This is a genomic window from Kineothrix sp. MSJ-39, assembly GCF_018917935.1.
Classification (GTDB): domain Bacteria; phylum Bacillota; class Clostridia; order Lachnospirales; family Lachnospiraceae; genus CAG-194.
In genome coordinates this window covers 85,121-106,581 of the sequence record NZ_JAHLPN010000010.1, presented here as the reverse complement: position 1 = coordinate 106,581, position 21,461 = coordinate 85,121, and the positions used below count along the sequence as shown (strand labels likewise).

The window sequence follows — 21,461 nt, the reverse complement described above, 5'->3', positions numbered from 1 at the left end:
AAGGTGTGTACTTACAGTATAAAGGAAATATATGTAATAGAGCTCAATAAGGTGGTTCTGAATTACCGGAATATATGGCTCTCGTTCTTCGGAATGGTGGCTCTCAAAGTCCGGACAGGTGGCTCAGAGAGCCCGGAATAATCAGTGATGAGTAGCCGTATGTAATTTATTATTCATTTATGGAGGACTTAGATGTAAAGATCAAGCTGAATGATGCAAGGATCATCAATATTGAATTACAGGTATATAAGCAAACTTACTGGACGAACCGATCCCTGTTATACTGGGCAAGAGCCTATGACAGTATTAAGAGTGGGCAAGATTATGGTATGTTGTTTCCTACATATCACATTGGTATTTTAGATTTTACATTATTTGAAGAACATCCAAAGTTTATGGCAAAATATCAGATTTTAGATGTAGAAGATGGATTTTTATATTCAGATAAATTATGTATTAAAGTACTTGACCTGACACAGCTTGAGAAAGCAAAAGACCAGTCTGAAACAGATAAAAAGATTTTGAAATGGGCGGGTATATTCAAGGCAGAGACTCTGGAAGAACTTGAGCAGTTAGCAAGAGGCGAGGAGGTATTTGAGAATATGGTAGTGACAATGAAAAAACTGAGTGAAGATGAAAAAATCCGTATGCAGTGTGAAGCAAGGGAAGATTATGAGAGATGCCTTCTTACGGAATATAATGCCGGAAAACGGGAAGGGATAGAACTTGAACGGGAGAATACAGAAAAGGAGCGGCAAAGAGCAAATGATGCAGTTAAAAGAGCTGCTGAGTTGGAAGCCGAGGTAAAAAGACTGCAGGAGCTGTTGAAATAACTGATGAACCGAACAAGAATCGAGCAAACATTTGCAGAGTATACAAATAAATATAATGCATCTGATCCGAAGATCAGGCTGAAGATCGATCATACGAATCGTGTGGCGGCGCTTGCGGAGCGCATTGCCAAAACAGTTACGGATATATCCGTTGACGAGGATCTTGCGTGGACAATGGGGATGCTCCATGACATAGGTCGTTTTGAACAGGTGAAAAGATATGGCACTTTTGTGGATAGTGAGTCGATAGATCATGCGGCTGTATAGAGTGTCAGGTACCATTAAAAACAAAAAATGGGGAAAATTGTTTTGAAAACAGCCAAAAATGGGAGAGAATCTGTCAAATTATTAAAAAACATCAAATGGTCATTGGGGTCAAGTACTATTAAATAAACACTAAGAATGAAGAACTATTTTTAGAGATAGTAGTGTCAACAGTATATGACATCAAAGTGTGATCTAAATATTTACTATGTGATTGTAAATGCTTTGCAACAATGGTATAGTTGTTACAAAGCATATTTTCTTTTCGGAAGCTTTCTGCTTTCGGCGAACCATATCTTTATGATGTTGTGTGATTTCACAGCATATCTGTTCATCTTTTAGAAAATCCATGCTTGTAACTAAATAAGAGCAGGGATTTGCGAAAGATAACAAATTTACTATAGCAACTTCCTGTGGTATACCAAAGGAGGATGCTTATGGCACAGAAAGACAAGAAGAGAAACTATCGCAGCAATGGAAACAGGGAATACAAAAGTGATGTAATCTCCATGATGCTGCAAATACCAGAGTATGCACTGGATGTTTACAATGCGATGAATGATTCGGTATATACAGATTCTGATATGATTCAGATCATGCGGCTGGAAAATGGAATTTCGTTATCGGTACGAAATGACGCTTCCTTCTTTATCGGTAATTATCTGAATCTGTATGAACATCAGTCTACATACAGTCCGAATGCACCGTTGCGTTTTCTGATCTATTTAACGAGTCTGCTTAAGAAAATGATAGGAAAGCGGGATCTGTATGGCAGAAAACGAGTACAGATCACAACACCGCATTTTGCAGTGTTCTATAATGGAACAGAGAAAAGACCGGAGAAAGAAGTACTGAAACTTTCAGATGCATTTATCAACCAGACAGATACGCCGGAGATTGAACTGACAGTTACAGTGTACAACATCAATCCAAACAATAATACGCGGCTTCTTGCAAAAAGCAAGGTCTTGAGTGGTTATATGATCTTTGTGAACCGTGTGCGGGAGAATTTAGAGAAACAGAAGACATTTGTACAAAATGAAACGGAACATGATGACACAGAATATATGGAAGATTTGGAAACTGCGATTAATGAAGCGATTGATTATTGTATAGAGCATCACATCATGGAAACATTTTTTATGAAAAACAGGAGTGAGGTGACCAAAAGTATGGTACTTGATTATACATGGGAACGGCGAGAGGAACTGATCCGCGCAGAAGAATATGAGGATGGAAAGCATGAAGGGCTCGAAGTTGGCAGAGCCGAGGGTGAGGAAAACGCGCATCGTTATCTGATCAACAGATGGCTGCAAAAAGGAAAGACTATAGCTGAAATCGCGGATGATTTGGGAAAATCAGAGGAGTATGTAGAGAATCTGATGAAAAGCTGAATTGGTCTATCGGGCAAGGCAGCAATAACTGATTCGTGCATTTTTGCTCAATATCTAATGCATATCTTATTTCAGAAAATCCATGCTTTATTTCATAACTATTTAATAAAGCGGGAGTTTCGATTGTTGCATAGACTCATTTATGATATATTTAATTCAGAAACATTTTGTCAAAAACGATTTGAATAAAAATGAACAAATTTGGAGGAGATGCAAATGTTTATAGGAAGAGAAAGAGAACTGGCATCCTTAAAGGAGTTCTATGATAAAGAAGGCATTGGCATGACAGTCATATATGGGCGCAGACGTATCGGAAAGTCTACGCTGATTGCTGAATTTGTCAAAGATAAAAAGACAATCTTTTATACGGCGACTAAAGTGGGGAAGAATAGGAATCTGGAATTGTTCTCAAAGCAGGTAACAGATTTGCTTATGCCGGGTGTGGAGGATATCAGTTTTAATACGACAGAGGCGGTTTTTGATTTTATCAATAAGAATATGGGGGATGAGAAGCTTATTCTGGTAATAGATGAATTACCATATTGGGCTGAAAAAGATGATGCACTATTATCTGTTTTGCAAAAATATATAGATAGAGTCTGGAGTGATAAGAATCTTAAAGTGATATTGTGCGGTTCCGCGCTTAGTTTCATGGAGAAGAAAGTACTCAGTGAAAAGAGCCCTTTGTTTGGAAGGCGTGATTCGCAGATCAAATTGGAGGCATTTAATTACTTAGATGCAGCAAAATTTGTCCCTGATTATTCCAATGAGGATAAGGCTGTCTGTTATGGTATTACCGGTGGAGTTGCAAAGTATCTTTCTATGATCGACCCTGAAAAGAGTATAGATGAAAATATTATTCGACTATTCTTCAGAACAGATGGATATTTATATGATGAAACAAGAAATCTTCTGACGCAGGAGTTTTCTGATATATCACTTGTAAATAATATTGTTGAACAGATTGCATCCGGGGAAAATACGCTCAATACGATTGCAGGTAAAATCAGAGAAAAAGAGCAAACGGTATTATATTCTCTAGATAAGCTGATAAATGTTGGTCTGGTTGAAAAAAAGAAATGTATTACGGATGAAAAGAACAAAAAGAAGACGCAGTATGTCTTAAAAGATTATATGTTCAAGTTTTGGTATGAATTTATTCCAAAAGCTACCAGCGTAATTGAAATGGGACAGGGGGAACTCTATTACACAAAAGTAGTTAAGCCAGTATTACATTCATTCATGGGCTCCGTTTTTGAAGAAATGTGCAGGTATTATACGTTAATGAAGGGGATAACAGGTGAATATGGCTGCTTTATTACTTCTGTAGGTACTTGGTGGGGAATAGAGAAGGTGACAGATAAAAATGGAGGCATTAGAACACAATCTGCGGACATTGATGTGGTTGCTTTGTCTGAGGTAGACAAAAAGGCTGTTATAGGGGAATGTAAATTTAAAAACGAAAAGATTGACAAAGGTATTTATGAAACTCTGATTAGAAGAGGAAAGTTAATTACGGCAAAATATAAGGTTTCAAAATATATATTCTTTTCTCTGACCGGATATACAGACTGGTTTGAATCACTTTCCGAAGAGGATGTATTATTACTTACCTTGGATTCACTTTATGTGTAGAGATAGAGCACATGGAGCCAGGCATCACCATTAACTTGGTCTGTTGTAACTTTTTAGAGTATTCATTAAACAGAGAACAGGAATAACTGAAGCAGTTAGCAAGATGGGAGCTATTGAAATAACTGATGAACCGAACAAGAATCAAGCAAACATTTGCAGAGTATACAAATCAATATAATGCATCTGATCCGAAGATCAGACTGAAGATCGATCATACGTATCGTGTGGCGGCGCTTGCGGAGCGCATTGCCAAAACAGTTACGGATATATCCGTTGACGAGGATCTTGCGTGGACAATGGGGATGCTTCATGACATAGGTCGTTTTGAGCAGGTGAAAAGATATGGCACTTTTGTGGATAGCGAGTCGATAGATCATGCAGAGTTGGGGATAACAATTCTGTTTGAGGATGGTCTTCTTACACAATTCGGAGATTTTACACCGGAGGAACAGGAACTTCTCAAAGTCAGCATTGAAAATCATAACAAATACAAAATCCCGGAAGGTATGTCTGCGGAAAAAACTGCCTATTGCAATATATTGCGTGACGCAGATAAGATTGATATTTTCCGGGTAAATTGTGATACACCGCTTGAAGATATTTATAATGTATCGACTGCGGAACTGAAACAGGCAGCAGTATCGGATTCTGTGAAAAAATGCTTTATGGAGAAGCACACAGTGCTTCGCAGCCTGAAGCATACGCCGGTTGATAATCTGGTAGGACATGTTTGTCTGGTATTTGAACTGGTCTATCCGATCAGTGTACAGATTGCAAAGGAGCAGGGATATGTGGACAAGCTGATGCGGTTTGCGTCGGACAATCCGGATACGAACGCATGGCTTTCCTATATGCGGAAGCATTTATGGAACAGTTGATTGGAAAGCGGGTGTGTTTCGCGTGGAGCATGGAAATAGTTAGTTGTCCGTTCGCCCCATCCGTGCTAAACTAATTGTATTTATACAAGGGAACAGGAAAAACGATGAACATTGTATTATTATCAGGCGGATCAGGGAAGCGTCTGTGGCCGCTTTCCAATGATGTGAGAAGCAAACAGTTTATTAAAATATTTAAGAAAGAAGACGGCTCTTATGAGTCTATGGTACAGCGGGTCTATCGGCAGATCAAGACGGTAGATGCGGATGCAACCGTCACGATCGCGACTTCCAAGACACAGGTTTCAGCGATCCATAACCAGCTTGGTGATGGTGTAGGAATTTCCATAGAGCCATGCAGAAGAGACACCTTCCCGGCGATTGCGTTAGCGACAGCTTATCTTGTCGATGAAATGAAAGTCAGCCCGGAGGAATCGGTGGTAGTCTGCCCAGTCGATCCTTATGTGGAGGATGACTATTTTGCTGCCCTGAAAGATCTGTCTGAGCAGGCGGACAAGGGGGAAGCCAATCTGGTACTGATGGGAATCGAGCCGACATATCCAAGTGAAAAATACGGCTATATCATTCCAAAAACTGCTGATCATACCTCCATGGTTGAAACATTCAAGGAGAAACCGACGGCAGATGTGGCAGCGGAATATATAAAGCGTGGTGCTCTTTGGAATGGCGGTGTTTTTGCGTACAAGCTGAAATATGTGCTTGAGAAGGCACATGAACTGATTGAATTTACAGATTATCAGGATTTATTTGATAAATATGAGACTTTGACAAAAATTTCTTTTGATTATGCGGTTGTAGAGAAAGAGGATAAGATCCAGGTGCAGCGTTTTGCCGGACAGTGGAAAGATCTCGGTACATGGAACACACTGACAGAGGCGATGGAAGAATCTGTTGTCGGAAAAGGTGTTTTAAATGAGACCTGTTCGGATGTGCACATCGTCAATGAAATGGATGTGCCTGTGCTGGCGATGGGATTACATGATGTGGTCATTTCCGCTTCGCCGGATGGTATTCTGGTATCCGATAAAGAGCAGAGCAGCTATATCAAGCCTTATGTGGATAAATTTGAACAGCAGATCATGTTTGCGGAAAAATCATGGGGAAGTTTCAGGGTACTTGATGTGGAAGGAACTTCCATGACGATCAAGGTAACTCTGAATCCGGGGCACAGCATGAATTATCACAGCCATAAAAATAGGGATGAAGTCTGGGTGGTTATTTCCGGAAACGGCAGAACGGTCGTAGACGGATTTGAGCAGGCTGTGAAAGCGGGTGATGTGATCACAATGTCTGCAGGCTGCCGCCATACGGTGTTTGCGGATATAGAGCTGCGCCTTGTGGAGATCCAGCTTGGAAAAGATATCAATGTGCATGATAAACAGAAATTTGAACTGGAGATTTAAATAAAAATTTCGGAGTACAGAAGGGGAAACAGTGAGAGAATGAAACAGAAGAAAATAAATATGCAGACATTTTGGAGCATATTTTTATGGATTGTGTTATTGGTAGCAATTTTGCCGCTTTTATGGATGGCAAATTATAGCCATAGTATGTCGGACGACTGGGTGTATGGAGTAAAACTGCATGAAGTTATTCTGCAGGGAGGATTCCATCCACTGCAGGCATTGCGTGCCATATATGATTGGATTGTGCATTATTGGCATGGATGGCAGGGGACATATGCGGCGATCTTTGTTTTTCAATTGCAGCCGGCGGTCTGGGGAGAAAAATTTTACCGGCTGGGAACGTATATACTGACATTTCTGGCAATTACATCCACAGTGGCTTTTTTCAGAACATTATTGAAAAAGGTATTTGATGCGGAGAGACAAGCAGCTGATATTGTATCATGTCTGGTTCTGTTGTTATGGTTTGAACTGATGCCTTCTCCTGTGCAGGGACTTTATTGGTGGAATGGCGCTTCTTATTATGTGTTATTCTTTGCGTGTATGCTGTTCCTGTGTACGGGTCTGCTTAAAATGCAGACAGATGAAAGCTGTAAAGCAAGCCGTTTTGTAGGATTATTACTGCTGGCTTTCTTTCTGGCAGGAGGAAATTTTATTACGGCTCTTTTAACAGCAGAAATTTTATTTGCCAATCTCTGTCTGGCCTTATATAGAAAAAAGAAGTATTGGATACATTCACTTATCGTTTTTGCTGTCAATATAGGTGGCTTTATGCTGAGTGCACTTGCACCCGGAAATGCTGCCAGACAGGTAGAGTATGAGCAGTTTTCAGCACCGAAGGCAATTATATATTCTTTTTCTGAAGCCTATATTTTCCTGAATGAATATACTTCTCTTTATGTGATTTTGGCATTTCTGTTTATGATTCCATTCTTTTGGAAACTGGTAGATATGACAAAGCTGGCAGAATGGAAAGTGCCGTATGGGATTTGGACAGTTCTGGCCTATTGCTTTTTTGCGTCTTCTTTTACCCCAAATCTGTATGCTTATGGAAATGCAGGACCGGGAAGAATCCAGAACATCCGGTATTGGATGATGTGTATTCTATACAGTGTGTTAGTACTTGTTGCAGTGGGCAAGATAAAGCTGCTGTTACAAAAAGACAGGACAGATCAGGTGTTTTCAAATAAGATTCTGGCTTATTGGGGATGCATAATGGGATTCGTTGTTCTCTTTACACTGTCTGCTTTTCGAGAAGAGTATCGAGATACACTCTCCACTGTTTCGGCAGTATGTTCTCTACATAGCGGCGAGGCACAGGCTTATGATGCAGAATGGGATCAAAGGATAGACCGGCTTTTAGATCCGGAGGAACAAAATCCTGTTTTCCCTAAACTTAAAAATAAACCGCATTTGATTTATTTTCAAGACATTTATACAGATGAAACGGAATGGAGAAATCAGGTGTGTGCACAATATTATCATAAAGAGAGTGTCAGAACAAAGAAGAAAAAGAAAAAATAACTTCTACGTTCCCCACATCCTCCGGTATTCACTGATGCTGCAACCCTCCACCTTTTTAAAGACGCGGCTGAAGTAGTACAGTTCGTGAAAGCCAACCTCAGCACCGATCTCTTCGGCGGATTTGCCGGAAAAGCGCAGTTCCCGCTTGGCATGGGTGATGCGGACATTTAAAAGGTAATTGTTGATGGTAACACCAAATTGTTCTTTAAAAATTCGGGTGAGATAATATTTGTTGATGAAGTATCGTTCGGCGAGATCGTCGAGCGATATTTTTTGCGCATAATTCTGGTCAAGATACTCCCGGACATGCCACAGGCTGGTACGTTTGGTATGTGCAGGCATACTGTCCGGATGCCAGCTGTCCTCCATCAGCAGGGTTAACAGGGCAGAAAGCCCTTCGTTGATCTGCATATCCCGGACATAGGAATTGCCGGAGACCATGTTGTATAGATGGTTAAAATAGTCTTCATAAAGGGAAAACGCATTTGCGTGAAAGGCGGGCAGACCGCCGCGTTCCTTATACTTCTGGTAGATGCCATCGATCGACGGACCGTTAAAATGCACCCAGGAAAGACTCCAGAGGTCATCCTTTGTTTCATGAAAATAGGCAGACTTGCAGTCGATAAAAACACAATCACCTACACCGAGCGGATAAGTATTATGTGCATAATGCAGCTCCCCGGAGCCGGATCGTACCATAAAAAAGAGATAGGAATCCAGATCCGTACGTTTGCTGATATGCGGTTTTTGCGCCTGCAGGGTACCAATTTCCTGTACATGTAAAAGGGAAGTTTTGGCAAACTCCGAGGGGGTATAAATGATCCGGTTTGTATTAACGAGATCACCGTGAAATAATGCCTGCTGTTCCATGTTAAGACTCCGTTTCTGTGCTATCTTTCCTATATAGTATATAAGATTAAAATAAAAGTCAATATAATGCAACTGAATGTCAATACAATGAATGGATAAGGCAGAAATGTGGGTATATTATAGAAAACAGAAAATAGCAATATCGTCATATATAAAAAGAAAAAGGAGAAGGAATTATGGCAAAGACAGCACTTATCACAGGTGTGACCGGACAGGATGGCTCTTATTTAGCGGAGTTTTTATTGGAGAAGGGCTATGAAGTATACGGTATGATCCGCAGATCTTCCGTGGATTTCAGAGAACGTATTGCCCATCTGGAAGGAACACCGCATTTTCATTTGAAATTTGGTGATCTTGGGGATTCCATCAGTCTTGTAAAACTGATCGGAGAGATCAGACCGGATGAGATCTACAATCTGGCAGCACAGTCCCATGTGCAGGTCAGCTTTGATGTCCCGGAATATACAGCCGATGTGGTAGCAACTGGTGTCCTCAGAGTACTTGAAGCAGTCCGTGTCTGCGGGCTTGAAAAGACCTGTCGTATTTATCAGGCTTCTACCTCAGAGCTTTACGGAAAAGTGGAAGAGGTTCCGCAGAAAGAGACAACACCGTTCCATCCGTATTCGCCTTATGCGGTTGCAAAGCAGTATGGCTACTGGATCGTGAAAGAATACAGAGAAGCCTATGATATGTTCTGCTGCTCCGGTATTTTATTTAATCATGAAAGCGAGCGCCGCGGCGAGACATTTGTAACAAGAAAGATCACACTGGCTGCAGCAAGAATTGCACAGGGCAAACAGGATAAGTTGTATTTAGGTAACCTTGACAGCCTGCGTGACTGGGGATATGCAAAGGATTATGTGGAATGTATGTGGCTGATCCTGCAGCATGATAAGCCGGAAGATTTCGTGATCGCAACAGGCGTACAGCATTCTGTCAGAGAGTTCGCAACACTTGCGTTCCATCATGCAGGTATTGAAGTGGAATGGCAGGGAAGCGGAATGGAGGAAAAGGGTATCAATAAAGCCAATGGCAAGGTGATCGTGGAAGTCAGCCCTGATTTCTACCGCCCGACCGATGTGGTAAATCTCTGGGGAGATCCGACCAAGGCAAAGACAGAGCTTGGCTGGAATCCGACCAAGACAAGCTTTGAAGAGCTGGTTGCCCTCATGACAAAGCATGATATGGAAAAAGTCGCAGTTGAGAGAGCGGAAGAGCACATTAAAACAAATCTGGAAGAATATCTGGAAAAAGGCGTTGTAAAATAGACGTAATTTTTGAAAAAGGGAAGAAGGAAGAAGAGCAAATGATGGAAAAAGATGCAAAGATCTATGTTGCAGGCCACAGAGGCATGGTTGGTTCTGCAATCGTAAGGGAACTGGAAAGACAGGGCTATCACAATATTGTGACAAGAACCCATAAGGAACTGGATCTGACAAGACAGGATGCTGTAGAGGAATTTTTCGCACAGGAGAAACCGGAATATGTATTCCTGGCAGCAGCCAAGGTAGGTGGAATTGTGGCAAACCAGAATGCGCTGGCGGACTTTATGTATGATAATATGATCCTGGAGATGAATGCGATCCACAGCGCATGGAAAAACGGCTGTAAGAAGCTGGAATTCCTTGGCTCTTCCTGCATTTATCCGCGTATGGCACCACAGCCGATGAAGGAAAGCTGTCTGCTGACTTCAGAGCTGGAGAAGACAAATGAAGCATATGCGCTTGCGAAGATCTCCGGTCTGAAATATTGTGAATTTTTAAATAAGCAGTACGGAACAGACTATATTTCTGTTATGCCGACCAATCTGTACGGTCCAAATGATAACTATCATCCGACACATTCCCATGTACTGCCGGCGCTGATCCGCAGATTCCATGAGGCAAAAGAAGCAGGCCTTAAGGAAGTAACGTGCTGGGGAGACGGTTCACCGCTGCGTGAGTTCTTATATGTAGATGACTTGGCTAACCTTTGTGTGTTCCTGATGAACAACTACAGCGGAGATGAGACAGTCAACGCCGGAACCGGTAAGGAACTGACGATCAAAGAGCTGACAGAGCTTGTAGCAAAAGTAGTAGGATTTACGGGAGAGATCAAGTGGGATACGAGTAAGCCGAACGGAACCCCGAGAAAGCTTCTGGATGTTTCAAAGGCTGAAAGCCTTGGCTGGAAATACAAGACAGAGCTGGAAGATGGTATCAGACTTGCTTATGAAGATTTTCTGCACAATCCGATGCGTGCGGAGCGGTAAGCCGACGTATGAATATCTACTTTGCACCACTGGAAGGCATCACAGGTTTTGTTCTGCGCAATGCATATGAATCCTGCTTTCCGGGAACGATCGATCGATATTTTGCACCCTTTATCGCAGCCAGTTGTCGTAAGAAGCTGGCTGCCCGGGATTTAAGGGATGTCCTGCCCGAAAATAATGCCGGGATCTGTCTGATCCCGCAGCTTCTGGCAAATAAAGGAGAAGATTTTATATCCACAGCGCAGATGCTGTATCAGTTTGGCTATCGGGAGCTGAATCTGAATCTTGGTTGCCCTTCAGCAACTGTTGTCACAAAGAAACGCGGCGCGGGACTGCTGGCAGAACCGGAGCTTTTAAAAGCGTTTTTGACGGAATGTTATGACTGGGCAGAAGGAAAAGGCATAAAGCTATCCATTAAGACAAGGATCGGTATGGAGGAAGAAGCAGAATGGGAAAAGCTGCTTTCCTTGTATGAGTCGTTTCCTGTTTCGGAGCTGATCATCCATCCGCGCCTTCGGGAAGATTACTATCAGGGAAAAATCCATGAGGAAGCGTTTGCACAGACTTACAGGGAGATCTGTGTAGAACAGAAACAGCCAGACATACGGTTATGTTACAATGGAGATATCATAAGCAGGGAGCAGATACAGAAGTTAGCAGATGTTTATCCCAAGCTGCCTGCTGTCATGATCGGCAGAGGCTTTTTGATGCGACCGGGGTTTACAGTGGAGCGGCTATGGCTGTTTCACGACCGGATCTACGAAGGTTACCGGTCTTATCTGCAGGGAGATAAACCGGTTCTGTTCAAGATGAAGGAGCTGTGGAGCTATCTGCAGGTCGGGCTTGCAGAGTTGGGAGAGGAAAACAATCCCAAAGTAGATAAGCTTATGAAACAGCTGCGGAAATGTAATGCGTGCGCCGATTATGACAGCGTGATCCGGCAATTGAAACTGCTTTGCAGAGATAACTAAAAATGAACTTAAAACAGGAAAGAGGTTTTGCACAAAGCAGAGCCTCTATTTTTGTGAATTTAGCCTGTGAAAAACAGCCGCCTTTCAGTTGCAAAAAAGTGGCCGATGCAAGATAATAATAGTGTGTGTCGTATTGTCTGAAAAGGGTAAAGGGCAGATGACATGATAAAAGTGGAAAGAAAAAGAAGGGAGAAAACATGAGAAAGAAGAGTTTAAACGGAAAACGCGTGATGGCGCTTGCGCTTGCTTTTTCTCTGGTGCTGGGAGAGACATCGGCAGTGGTGGCTGCACCGGCAGATACTTCTGAGGCTTGCGCAGTGGAAACAGTTGCCGATCAGGAACAGGGAACAGAGCCGGCAGAAGAAGCCGTGGCACCGGAAAGCGTGGAAACAGAAGTACAGGTTCCGGAGACGGAAGAGACAGAGGCTGCAGAGGAGACAAGCGTCTCAGAAAATGGTACAGAGATCACTGTTTCAGAGAATGATGCGGATCTGGATGCGGATGAGGCATATGACGGAAGTCTGTCAAAGGTGATCGGTCTTTCCGTGGATGCATCACAGATGGATGGTAGGATCTATGACTTTGGATATAATATGGCTTTGCGGTATAATAAAAAGCAGATAAATACAACAGTCCGTGTACAGGGAGAACTGGAGCAGCAGAGTGACAGCGCGCTGTATGCTTATAATGGGAAATGGTATGATTATACCCGATATGACAGCAACCATGATGAAACAATCCTTTCTACAAGATATGAGGTAAGCTTGAAGGAAGGAACGATAAACCAGTATTACAATGGACAGACGCCTCTTTGTACGATTGATAATATTACATATCCTTATTACAAAGTATATCAGAGAACGATAAACGGAAAAACATATATAGCTTATAGAAAATCAGACAGTGTTACTGCGGTTGGCATCTGCGATTCGGCTGAAGCATTTAATCAAAAGTATGGTCGCTATGTAGATGCGCCTGATTATACTAAAACAGCGGACTATTACGAGTATAACGGAAGATTTTTTACAAAGAATGCACTTAATTATGACTTCGTGAATGGGAAAAGATATTATTCTCTCTATGATAGGGAAGAGATTGTATTTAACCAGAGAAAACCGATCTTTTCATGGAACAGTCTGACTATACCGGCGGGGGCAAAGGGCTCTTCCGGTCAGCCGTTATATCTGGGCTACGAACTGGAAATAAATGGAAATCTCTGTACACAGGCTGTTTATACAGATAATAATCAGGATTATTATTTCCTGCTGGCAGCAGATGCAGCGGGGAAAGAACATATGCTGTCAGAAGACGCGGAGTACACCTATCCAAAGCTGATGGCAAACGGTGAAAAAGTAAATGTACGTGTACGTGGAGTGTATTATTATAACGATTATACAGACAATGGCGGTAAGACGAAACGGATCGCGAGTCTGGGTGCGTGGTCGGATGTGCTTACTTACACTTATACAGCACCTTCTTTTGTGCCGGCGGTTGCATCTGTAAGTGCAGCGTATACGGCAAAAGATGTAAAAATAGACAATGGTTCCGTTCGCAATATGTCGAATGGAAATGGACAGATCAGACTGTCCTGGACGGCAGTAAAAGAAGTAAGCGGCTATAGTATTTATGTGATCCGTTCCAAGAAGGCACTTCAGGTAACGGCTGCCAATTTTGTGAAGTATTATGATAAAAATTATCTGACACAGAATGAGAAAAAAGCACTTGGTATTTCTGACACAGATGAGATCGAAACAAATAGTGTGACGACATATAGCACTTTTTATAATTATGCGGTAGATAAGGAAGGTGGATATTATTATTTTGCAGTCGTGCCTTACGGATCTGTGGCAGATGAAAAATATATAGATCTGCAGACTTACCGCAGCGTTAAAGCCGTTGCGGCAGTGACAGTAGCTCCACAGCAGACAATGCCGCAGATAACCAATCTACATGTAGAAAAACGCCCAAGCGGTTCTCAGTGTCTTGTCTGGGATCCGGTCAAAGAAGATGTTGTCATTTATGCATATGAATCGGCTAATTTCCCGAACTATTATACAGCCGGTATTTTAATGCCGGAAAGAGTGGAAAATGGTACAACCTATTATTTGGATAAGAATGAAGACGTTTATGGTTATAATGGTGTGAGAGAACTGCAGTATAACGATAAGACCGCACTTAAAAAAGTAAGAACATATACAATTAAGAACTATAGCGGTTATGTGGATTCATGCGATATCGATTATATTGTACCGACAGATGGAAAAACCTACTATTTTGTGGCTTATACATATGACAAGGATGATCGTAAGGAACGTACAACGCCGATTGTGTATAAAACGAACATTACGAGTGTCCAGAATGGAAAAGTTGTCAATAAACCATATGAAAAGCAGTATAATGTATACAGTAATATGAGTGCAGCATCTGCTATAGTCAGCACGAAGACTGTATTCGGAAAACCGGGTATCAGCACACTTGCTAAAAAGGACAGTATTAAGCTGACAATCTCAAAATCAAATGTGACAGGTTTTGAAATTTACAGAAAAAAAGGTAAAAAATTCAAAAAGCTCGCTACGATAACCAACGATGTATATACAGACGAGGGATTAAAAAATAATACAAATTATGTGTATAAGATACGGGCGTACCGATATGATCCGGATAGCCGTAAGAAAACATATGGTGAATACGCAACGGTAGCAGTCAGAACAACAGATGCCCCTAATCTGAAAGCAAAAATCGATAAAACATCCAAAACAGGTGTGAAGCTTTCTTGGACCAAAGTTGCAAATGCAAAAAAATATGAGATTTATCGTGTGTGTTCCGCGAACGCAGATACAAAAACATATTCCAAAAAATTCAGTGCTTCCGGATATGTTACTTATCTGTCAAACAGCCGGTACGAGTTGATTAAGACGCTGCCAAAATCCAAGACAAGCTATAGTGATAAAGGCTTGGTTGAAGGGGAAAATTATACATATGTTGTGATTGCTTATTATACAACGGGAAACAAGACAGAATATGTTTCTTACTCTGCTTCGGTTGACATGAGACTGAGTGATTCTGTTCAGAACCTCAAGGCTGAAATAAAGGGAAAGAAGGCTGTGTTCAGCTGGTCAAAGGATAAGTATGCTTCTGGTTATGAAGTGGAATATACAGTATACGATACGCTGAATAATCCCAAAACGGAACAGCCCGTTAAAAAGACAGTGAAGGGAACATCATTCTCTGTAGCACTTGCTTGCGGAGAACGTGTTTCGCTTCGCGTACGTGGTGTGGCTAAGGGCGGCATCTATGGAAGCTGGAAGAGTCAGGATTGTACACGTTATTTGCCTGCGGTTAAAGGAATCAAGGCTTCTCAGGTTACAACAGGTAATAAAAAAGGAGTTAAGATCAGTTGGAAAAAAGTGACCGGAGCGAAATATTATGTGGTGTACAGAAGTTATGTGGAGGGCATCTATTACCAGGATGAAAAATTATATGGACTGCCTTCCAGCAGACAGTCGATTTCGAAGGAATCAAACGATGATTACAAGTATGATGACAGTCTGACAAGTTCTAGTAAATTTAATTCCCAAACAAAGATGCAGAGATCAACTGCGGCTGATGTACCTTATGAAGAATATTATGGTGTAACAGGTTCTGTAACCGGAACAAGTGCGGTGGATTATGCAGATGTTCCAGTGGGAGTAACTGTATACTATACGGTAGTGGCTTATGGCGATATCCCGTGTGCGGGCCATAATTCCATGATAACAAGTGACAGAACAAGTAAGGCTGCCAAGGTAACAGCAGACGGTATTAATACTGTTACGCTGAAAAACAGCAAGAAGGGTAAAGTCAGCGTAACTTTCAATGCAGTTCCGGGCGCAAAGAAGTATACAGTTTATCGTGCTACGAAGAAAAACGGTAAGTATACAAAGGTAACTACGATCAAAGTAACAAAGAAGAACAAGAATAAAAAGACCTTGAGCTATACAGGTAAGGCAACAAAGAAGAAAACTTACTATTACAAGGTAACTGCAGAAGGTACAAACGAACTGAAGGCAGATATGAATATCGAATCTGCTGTGAAGAAGATCAAAGTAAAGAAATAAAAAATACAAGATCTTACAGTCTGTAATATAATAACAAGCAGGGAATCTCCGGTGGATGAGCAGTCGTCTGCCGGAGATTTTTGCGTTCTGCCGTCTCGGCTACTGGGATTTAGAGGATTTTATTGCACCGAATGTCGAAAAGATGTAAACTGGTAACAAGGTATGCAAATAAAGATATGCAAAATGGGAGGCTTTTTATGCGTTGTATTTACAAGACAGACAATGGCGTTTTATCAAAACTGAAAGATTTTGAGCCGGATGTATGGGTAAACCTTGTAGCACCGGATATGGAAGAGATTGTCTCGACCGCCAAGCAATACGGCATTGATGTGAATGATATGAAGGCAGCGCTGGATGATGAGGAAAGTTCCCGTGTGCAGCTTGAGGACGGGTATACCCTGATCCTTGTCGATATCCCATCGACCGAAGTGCGTAATAACCAGAACGCTTACACGACAATCCCGCTTGGTATCCTGCTTGTCAGAAATGCGATCATTACGGTGTGTGGCATAGAAACGCCGGTACTGACCCATTTTTCGCAGAATCTGGTCAGAGGCTTTTCGACCAAGAAAAAGATGCGTTTCGTATATCAGATCCTGCTTCGGACGACTAACATGTATCAGGCATTCCTGCGTGTTATCGATAAGCGGCGCAGTGAGATCGAGCAGAGAGTCAGTGAAGAAAATGATACAGAGGACCGCGATCTGATCCACTTACATGAGCTGGAAAGCAACCTTGTCTATTTCGCAACGTCATTAAGTGCCAACAGAGTCGTACTGGAACGACTGACGCGTTATGAACGGATCGAGCAGTATCCGGAAGATAAAGAGCTGCTGGATGATGTCATAGTCGAAAACAGACAGGCGATCGAAATGACAAATATTTACAGAGATATTATCCATGGTGCCAGAGAACTGGTATCTACGATCTTAAATAACCGCCTGAACAATGTGATGAAATTCCTGACTTCCATCACGCTTGTTATGGCGATCCCGACGGTCATTTCCGGTATTTACGGTATGAACGTCAGTGCAAACTGGATGCCACTTGCCAAGACGCCTTACGGATTTGCGATCATCTGCGTGGCGATTGCTGTGATCTGCGTTGTGGCACTTGTTGTATTAAAGAAAAAGAAATTGCTGTAAGAAGAGAAGAAAGTTATAGATATTATTTATGAAAAAAAGAAACAGATGGAAAGAAACATTAGGGAAAGCCGCACAGGTGCTCCCCTTTTATCTGCTGGCGACACTGATGGTCATCATGTGTGTGTTCTATTTCCATATGCGGAAGAGGGAAAGTCAGGTACTGCAAAAGGTACAGGATGCGGAAGAATACAGCAGCTATTATATGATGATTACCAATGATGACAGCCTGCCATTCTGGCAGAATGTTTATGCAGGCGCCTTGGAGGAAGCACAGAAAGCAGATGCCTATATAGAAATGCCGGGGATCAATCTGGAAACAGAGTATGATAAGCGGGATCTGATGAAGATCGCAATCGATTCCAAGGTGGACGGTATCATTGTGGAAGCGGATGAAAGTGCCATGATGACAGAACTCATCAAAGAAGCCGAAGAGAATGGAATCCCTGTCGTGACTGTGCTGGAAGATAACACGCAGGCAGGCAGACAGAGTTATGTGAGTATCAGTTATTATAATCTGGGCAGAGAGTACGGAAATCAGCTCTGCGATATCATAAGAGAAAAACAGGAAAAGGGATACAGCGGCAGACAAAGTGTCATGGTGCTTTTAGATGCGGAACGTGCAGACACGAGCCAGAGTATCCTTCTTGCATCTATGCAGGAGGTGATCGATGGAGCTGGCTTGGGTGATCTGGTGCAGATCGAAGCGGTTCCGGTGCAGAGCGGTTCTGCTTTTGCGGCAGAAGAAGCGATCCGTGATATTTTTATGACAAGAGATACACTGCCTGATGTGATGATGTGTTTAAATGAACAGAATACGACCTGTGTATATCAGGCAGTTGTCGATTACAATAAAGTTGGAGAGATCGAGATCGTAGGATATTATGAATCTGATATGATCAGAAGTGCGATTCAAAAAAATATCATACATTCTTCCGTGACGATCGATACAAAGCAGATGGGCAGATATTGTGTGGATGCCCTTTCGGAATATCAGGAAAGCGGCTATGCAAATGAATATTTTGCGGTAGATATCTCGCTTTTAAATGCACAGACGCTTGGGGAAGGAGGCGCGGACAATGCCAAAGAAACTGGCTGACGCCTTCACTGCTCTTTCTATCCGGACAAAACTGATCTGTGTGTTTGTTCTGACGATTCTTGTTATGCTGCTTGTGAACGTGTTCATGTATCTGAATATTAACAAGATCACATTACAGCTGGATGAAATCTATGCGGATAATGTCAGGCTGAATTCGATCGCGGATGCGCTTGACGGACTGCAGTCCAGCATGACCTCCTATCTGAATACCAAAACGACAGATGCTATGGAGGAGTATTATAAAAACGAGCAGAATTATGCAGATCTGATCGCGGGACTTCAGACAAAGGCAACAGGGGATGAACTGCTTCTGATGGAGCGCAATATCCACTATATGTCAGAGACATATTTGTCGCTGACAGCGGATACGATAGAGGCAAAAAGAGGTCGTAATGTAGAAAAATACAAGGCATATTATGATGATGCATCGCAGCTTTACGAATATCTGCAGATGTATATCCTGAGTCTGAACAACAGACGGTTCCGTACCAATACCGGGGATTACGAAGTGCTTTCCGATTCCCTGCAGTATCTGGAAATGGTCAGCATCTTTATTTTTATCGCGCTGACGCTCTGTACCCTTTTAATGGTCATCATGTTTACAAGGAATATCACAAAGCCGCTGCGGAAGCTTTCGGATGCAGCTTATCGGGTGGCAAACGGAGAGCTGGAGCAGGCGGATATGGTAGAAGTGCATTCGATGGATGAGATCGGTGTCGTAACGGTAGCGTTCAATCAGATGCTGCAGAGCATTCCGAATTACATGAACAGGCTCCGCGAGAGTATCGAAAAAGAACGGCAGATGAAGGAAAAGGAACTCCTGATGGAAACGCATCTGAAGGACGCCCAGCTGAAATATCTGCAGGCGCAGATCAACCCGCATTTCCTGTTTAATTCGCTGAATGCGGGGGCACAGCTTGCCATGATGGAAAGCGCAGATCGTACCTACGATTATATCCAGAATATGGCGGCGTTTTTCCGCTACAATATTAAGAAGGATCATGATGAAGTGACGCTGGAAGAAGAAATCCGGCTTGTGGACAATTATATTTATATATTAAATGTCCGGTTCTCCGGTGATATCCACTTTGAGAAAAAGGTGGATGAGTCTCTTCTGGGCATTCATATTCCGAGTATGCTCCTGCAGCCGATCGTGGAAAACAGTGTCAACTATGGAATCCGCAATATCGACTGGGAAGGCCGGATCGTACTTTCTGTTTACCGGAAGGAGGAAAATGTCTGCATCAGTATCAAGGATAATGGTATTGGTATGACGGCAGAACGGATTGAGCAGGTGATGCAGAACTGTATTTCTCATCAGGAAGAGGCGGGAGATTCCAACGGTGTCGGTCTGAATAACGTAATGGAACGTCTTCATCTGTTCTTTGATGGGGCAGAGCGGTTTGCCATGACGAGCGAAGGAATGGGTAAGGGAACGGAAGTAGTGATCAGTATTCCGTACCCGGACATAAAGTGAGGATAAGATATGTATAAGATTATGCTGGCAGATGACGAAGGGATCGTGATCGATTCCCTGCGGTTCATCTTATCAAAAGAATTTGGTGATACGTGTGTGATTGAATCCGCCAAGACAGGCAGAAGCGTGATCGAGCTGGCGGAGCATTTCAGCCCGGATATTGCGATCATGGATATCCAGATGCCCGGTATCAACGGGATCGAGGCAATGCGCGAGATTCGGGAAACAAATACAAATACAATTTTTATTGTGATGTCTGCCTATGATAAATTCGATTATGCAAAGGAAGCCATCGGACTTGGCGTTTTGGAATATCTGAACAAACCGGTTGACAGAACTGAGATCGTTGCGGTCGTGAAGCGCGCCATGCATCTGATCGACAAGGAACGGGAAAAGCGATCCAAGGATCTGATGATCCGCGAGAAAATGGAGACGGTTGTTCCGATTATTGAAAACGGACTTGTTTATAATATCCTGTTTCAGGAGTTCTTTGAGGACGATATCGAAAATTTCAAAAATCTGTTGGGACTATCGATGAATTACGGTTGTATGATGGCACTTGTCTTTGGTGAAGATCAGGAAGGCAATCATATGACGAATGCGGTCGGGACCAGTGTCCGTGTGCAGAATCATGTCCGGGAAGTGCGTGAGGTGGTCAAAAGCTATTTTCCGGGTATTGTCGGTTCTGTCATGGCAAATAAGATCGCAGTCTTTATCCCGTGGGAAGAGCCGAAGCAGGAATATAATGAACGTATTGAAATGATCGAAAAGGCACGTGTCATGGTCAGAAAACTCAGAAAGCATCTGGATGTGGCATTCCGTGCGGGATTTGGCTCTGTCCGTCCTTTGAGTGAAGCGATGGAATCTTATAATGAGGCACTGGATTCCCTGACGACAACGACCGGAACGGTAGCGCATGTAGATGACCTGCCGATCGGTTGTGAATATGAAGAAAATTATCCGGTAGAAACAGAGCGGCTTTTATTTGATGCACTGGAAAAAGGTGATTTGAATGGCGCGGTAGCTGCGGCTAACCAGTTTTTTGACTGGATGCTGGAAAACTATCCGAACTGTGAAATGGATATCAAGCTCAAGGTGCTGGAATTTGTACTATGGGCAGAACATGTAACTTATGAGAACAGCGGTAAAGTGTATCACTTCCGCTCCAGACAGGATTATCTGCCGTCGCTGCTTGCCATTACCCAGTATGAAGAACTGCGGAAATGGTATATTGACAAAATCACGCAGGCATGTCGTAATGTCATGACCCGCAAGGAGGAGCAGTCCAGCAGCATTATTGACCGGGCAAAAGATTATATTGCCGGACATTACAGCAAAGATATTTCGCTGGATGATGTTTCGCGCGAAGTGGATATCAGCCCTTATTATTTCAGTAAGGTGTTTAAAGAAGCAACCGGTGAAAATTTTATTGAGTATCTGACAAATGTCAGGATTTCAAAGGCGAAGGAAATGCTTCTGGCAGGTGACAGCAGTATGAAAGAGATCTGTTCGGCGGTCGGCTATTCAGACCCTAATTATTTCAGCCGCACTTTCAAGAAAAATGTAGGTGTGACGCCCACAGAGTTTAAGGAGGGCAAATAA

16 protein-coding genes are annotated in these 21,461 nt (G+C 42.6%); 15 read left to right on the top strand and 1 reads right to left on the bottom strand.

Going from position 1 to position 21,461, the window contains the following annotated elements; genetic code table 11:
• The first annotated feature begins 179 nt into the window (after positions 1 to 179).
• The 7 genes from KQI22_RS08285 (at position 180) to KQI22_RS08255 (ending at position 7,952) form a co-directional block, all read left to right on the top strand.
• Positions 180 to 833: an Rpn family recombination-promoting nuclease/putative transposase gene (locus tag KQI22_RS08285; RefSeq protein WP_216551612.1), complete on the top strand. Its 654-nt coding sequence runs from the start codon at positions 180 to 182 to the stop codon at positions 831 to 833.
• A gap of 3 nt (positions 834 to 836) precedes the next feature.
• Positions 837 to 1,100: an HDIG domain-containing metalloprotein gene (locus tag KQI22_RS08280; RefSeq protein ID WP_216551611.1), complete on the top strand. Its 264-nt coding sequence runs from the start codon at positions 837 to 839 to the stop codon at positions 1,098 to 1,100.
• Positions 1,101 to 1,534: 434 nt separating this feature from the next.
• Positions 1,535 to 2,491, top strand: a complete 957-nt coding sequence (locus KQI22_RS08275) for a hypothetical protein (protein WP_216551610.1) — start codon at positions 1,535 to 1,537, stop codon at positions 2,489 to 2,491.
• Between the two features lie 210 nt (positions 2,492 to 2,701).
• A complete protein-coding gene (locus tag KQI22_RS08270) occupies positions 2,702 to 4,126 on the top strand; it encodes an ATP-binding protein (protein ID WP_330623307.1) in 1,425 nt (474 codons plus the stop codon).
• A 125-nt stretch (positions 4,127 to 4,251) separates the two neighbouring features.
• The gene (locus tag KQI22_RS08265; protein ID WP_253293567.1) at positions 4,252 to 5,004 is read left to right on the top strand and encodes an HD domain-containing protein; all 753 of its coding nucleotides are present in this window, start codon (positions 4,252 to 4,254) and stop codon (positions 5,002 to 5,004) included.
• A gap of 104 nt (positions 5,005 to 5,108) precedes the next feature.
• On the top strand, positions 5,109 to 6,425 hold the full coding sequence (locus KQI22_RS08260; protein ID WP_216551608.1) for a sugar phosphate nucleotidyltransferase: 1,317 nt from the start codon (positions 5,109 to 5,111) through the stop codon (positions 6,423 to 6,425).
• A 39-nt stretch (positions 6,426 to 6,464) separates the two neighbouring features.
• A complete protein-coding gene (locus KQI22_RS08255; protein WP_216551607.1) occupies positions 6,465 to 7,952 on the top strand; it encodes a DUF6056 family protein in 1,488 nt (495 codons plus the stop codon).
• Between the two features lie 3 nt (positions 7,953 to 7,955).
• Here KQI22_RS08255 and KQI22_RS08250 read toward each other — a convergent pair whose 3' ends face one another.
• Positions 7,956 to 8,822 carry a helix-turn-helix transcriptional regulator gene (locus KQI22_RS08250; RefSeq protein WP_216551606.1) on the bottom strand — a complete coding sequence of 289 codons (867 nt, stop codon included), beginning with the start codon at positions 8,820 to 8,822 and terminating at the stop codon, positions 7,956 to 7,958.
• 176 nt (positions 8,823 to 8,998) lie between these two features.
• Between KQI22_RS08250 and gmd the strand changes: the two genes are divergently transcribed.
• The 8 genes from gmd to KQI22_RS08210 all read left to right on the top strand — a co-directional run bounded on the left by gmd (position 8,999) and on the right by KQI22_RS08210 (position 21,461).
• Positions 8,999 to 10,090 (top strand): GDP-mannose 4,6-dehydratase, encoded by a 1,092-nt coding sequence (gene gmd, locus KQI22_RS08245; protein WP_216551605.1) that lies wholly within the window; start codon positions 8,999 to 9,001, stop codon positions 10,088 to 10,090.
• 41 nt (positions 10,091 to 10,131) lie between these two features.
• Positions 10,132 to 11,073, top strand: a complete 942-nt coding sequence (locus KQI22_RS08240) for a GDP-L-fucose synthase family protein (RefSeq protein WP_334299614.1) — start codon at positions 10,132 to 10,134, stop codon at positions 11,071 to 11,073.
• An 8-nt stretch (positions 11,074 to 11,081) separates the two neighbouring features.
• The gene (locus KQI22_RS08235) at positions 11,082 to 12,044 is read left to right on the top strand and encodes a tRNA-dihydrouridine synthase family protein (protein ID WP_216551604.1); all 963 of its coding nucleotides are present in this window, start codon (positions 11,082 to 11,084) and stop codon (positions 12,042 to 12,044) included.
• 197 nt (positions 12,045 to 12,241) lie between these two features.
• Complete coding sequence (locus KQI22_RS08230) at positions 12,242 to 16,141, top strand: hypothetical protein (RefSeq protein WP_216551603.1); 3,900 nt, start codon at positions 12,242 to 12,244, stop codon at positions 16,139 to 16,141.
• A gap of 197 nt (positions 16,142 to 16,338) precedes the next feature.
• Positions 16,339 to 17,286 carry a magnesium transporter CorA family protein gene (locus tag KQI22_RS08225; protein ID WP_216551602.1) on the top strand — a complete coding sequence of 316 codons (948 nt, stop codon included), beginning with the start codon at positions 16,339 to 16,341 and terminating at the stop codon, positions 17,284 to 17,286.
• Positions 17,287 to 17,314: 28 nt separating this feature from the next.
• Positions 17,315 to 18,382: a substrate-binding domain-containing protein gene (locus tag KQI22_RS08220; RefSeq protein ID WP_216551601.1), complete on the top strand. Its 1,068-nt coding sequence runs from the start codon at positions 17,315 to 17,317 to the stop codon at positions 18,380 to 18,382.
• The gene (locus tag KQI22_RS08215) at positions 18,363 to 19,859 is read left to right on the top strand and encodes a sensor histidine kinase (protein ID WP_216551600.1); all 1,497 of its coding nucleotides are present in this window, start codon (positions 18,363 to 18,365) and stop codon (positions 19,857 to 19,859) included. Before KQI22_RS08220 ends, KQI22_RS08215 begins: the two co-directional genes overlap by 20 nt.
• A gap of 9 nt (positions 19,860 to 19,868) precedes the next feature.
• Positions 19,869 to 21,461, top strand: coding sequence for a response regulator transcription factor (locus tag KQI22_RS08210; protein ID WP_216551599.1), 1,593 nt, complete (start codon positions 19,869 to 19,871; stop codon positions 21,459 to 21,461).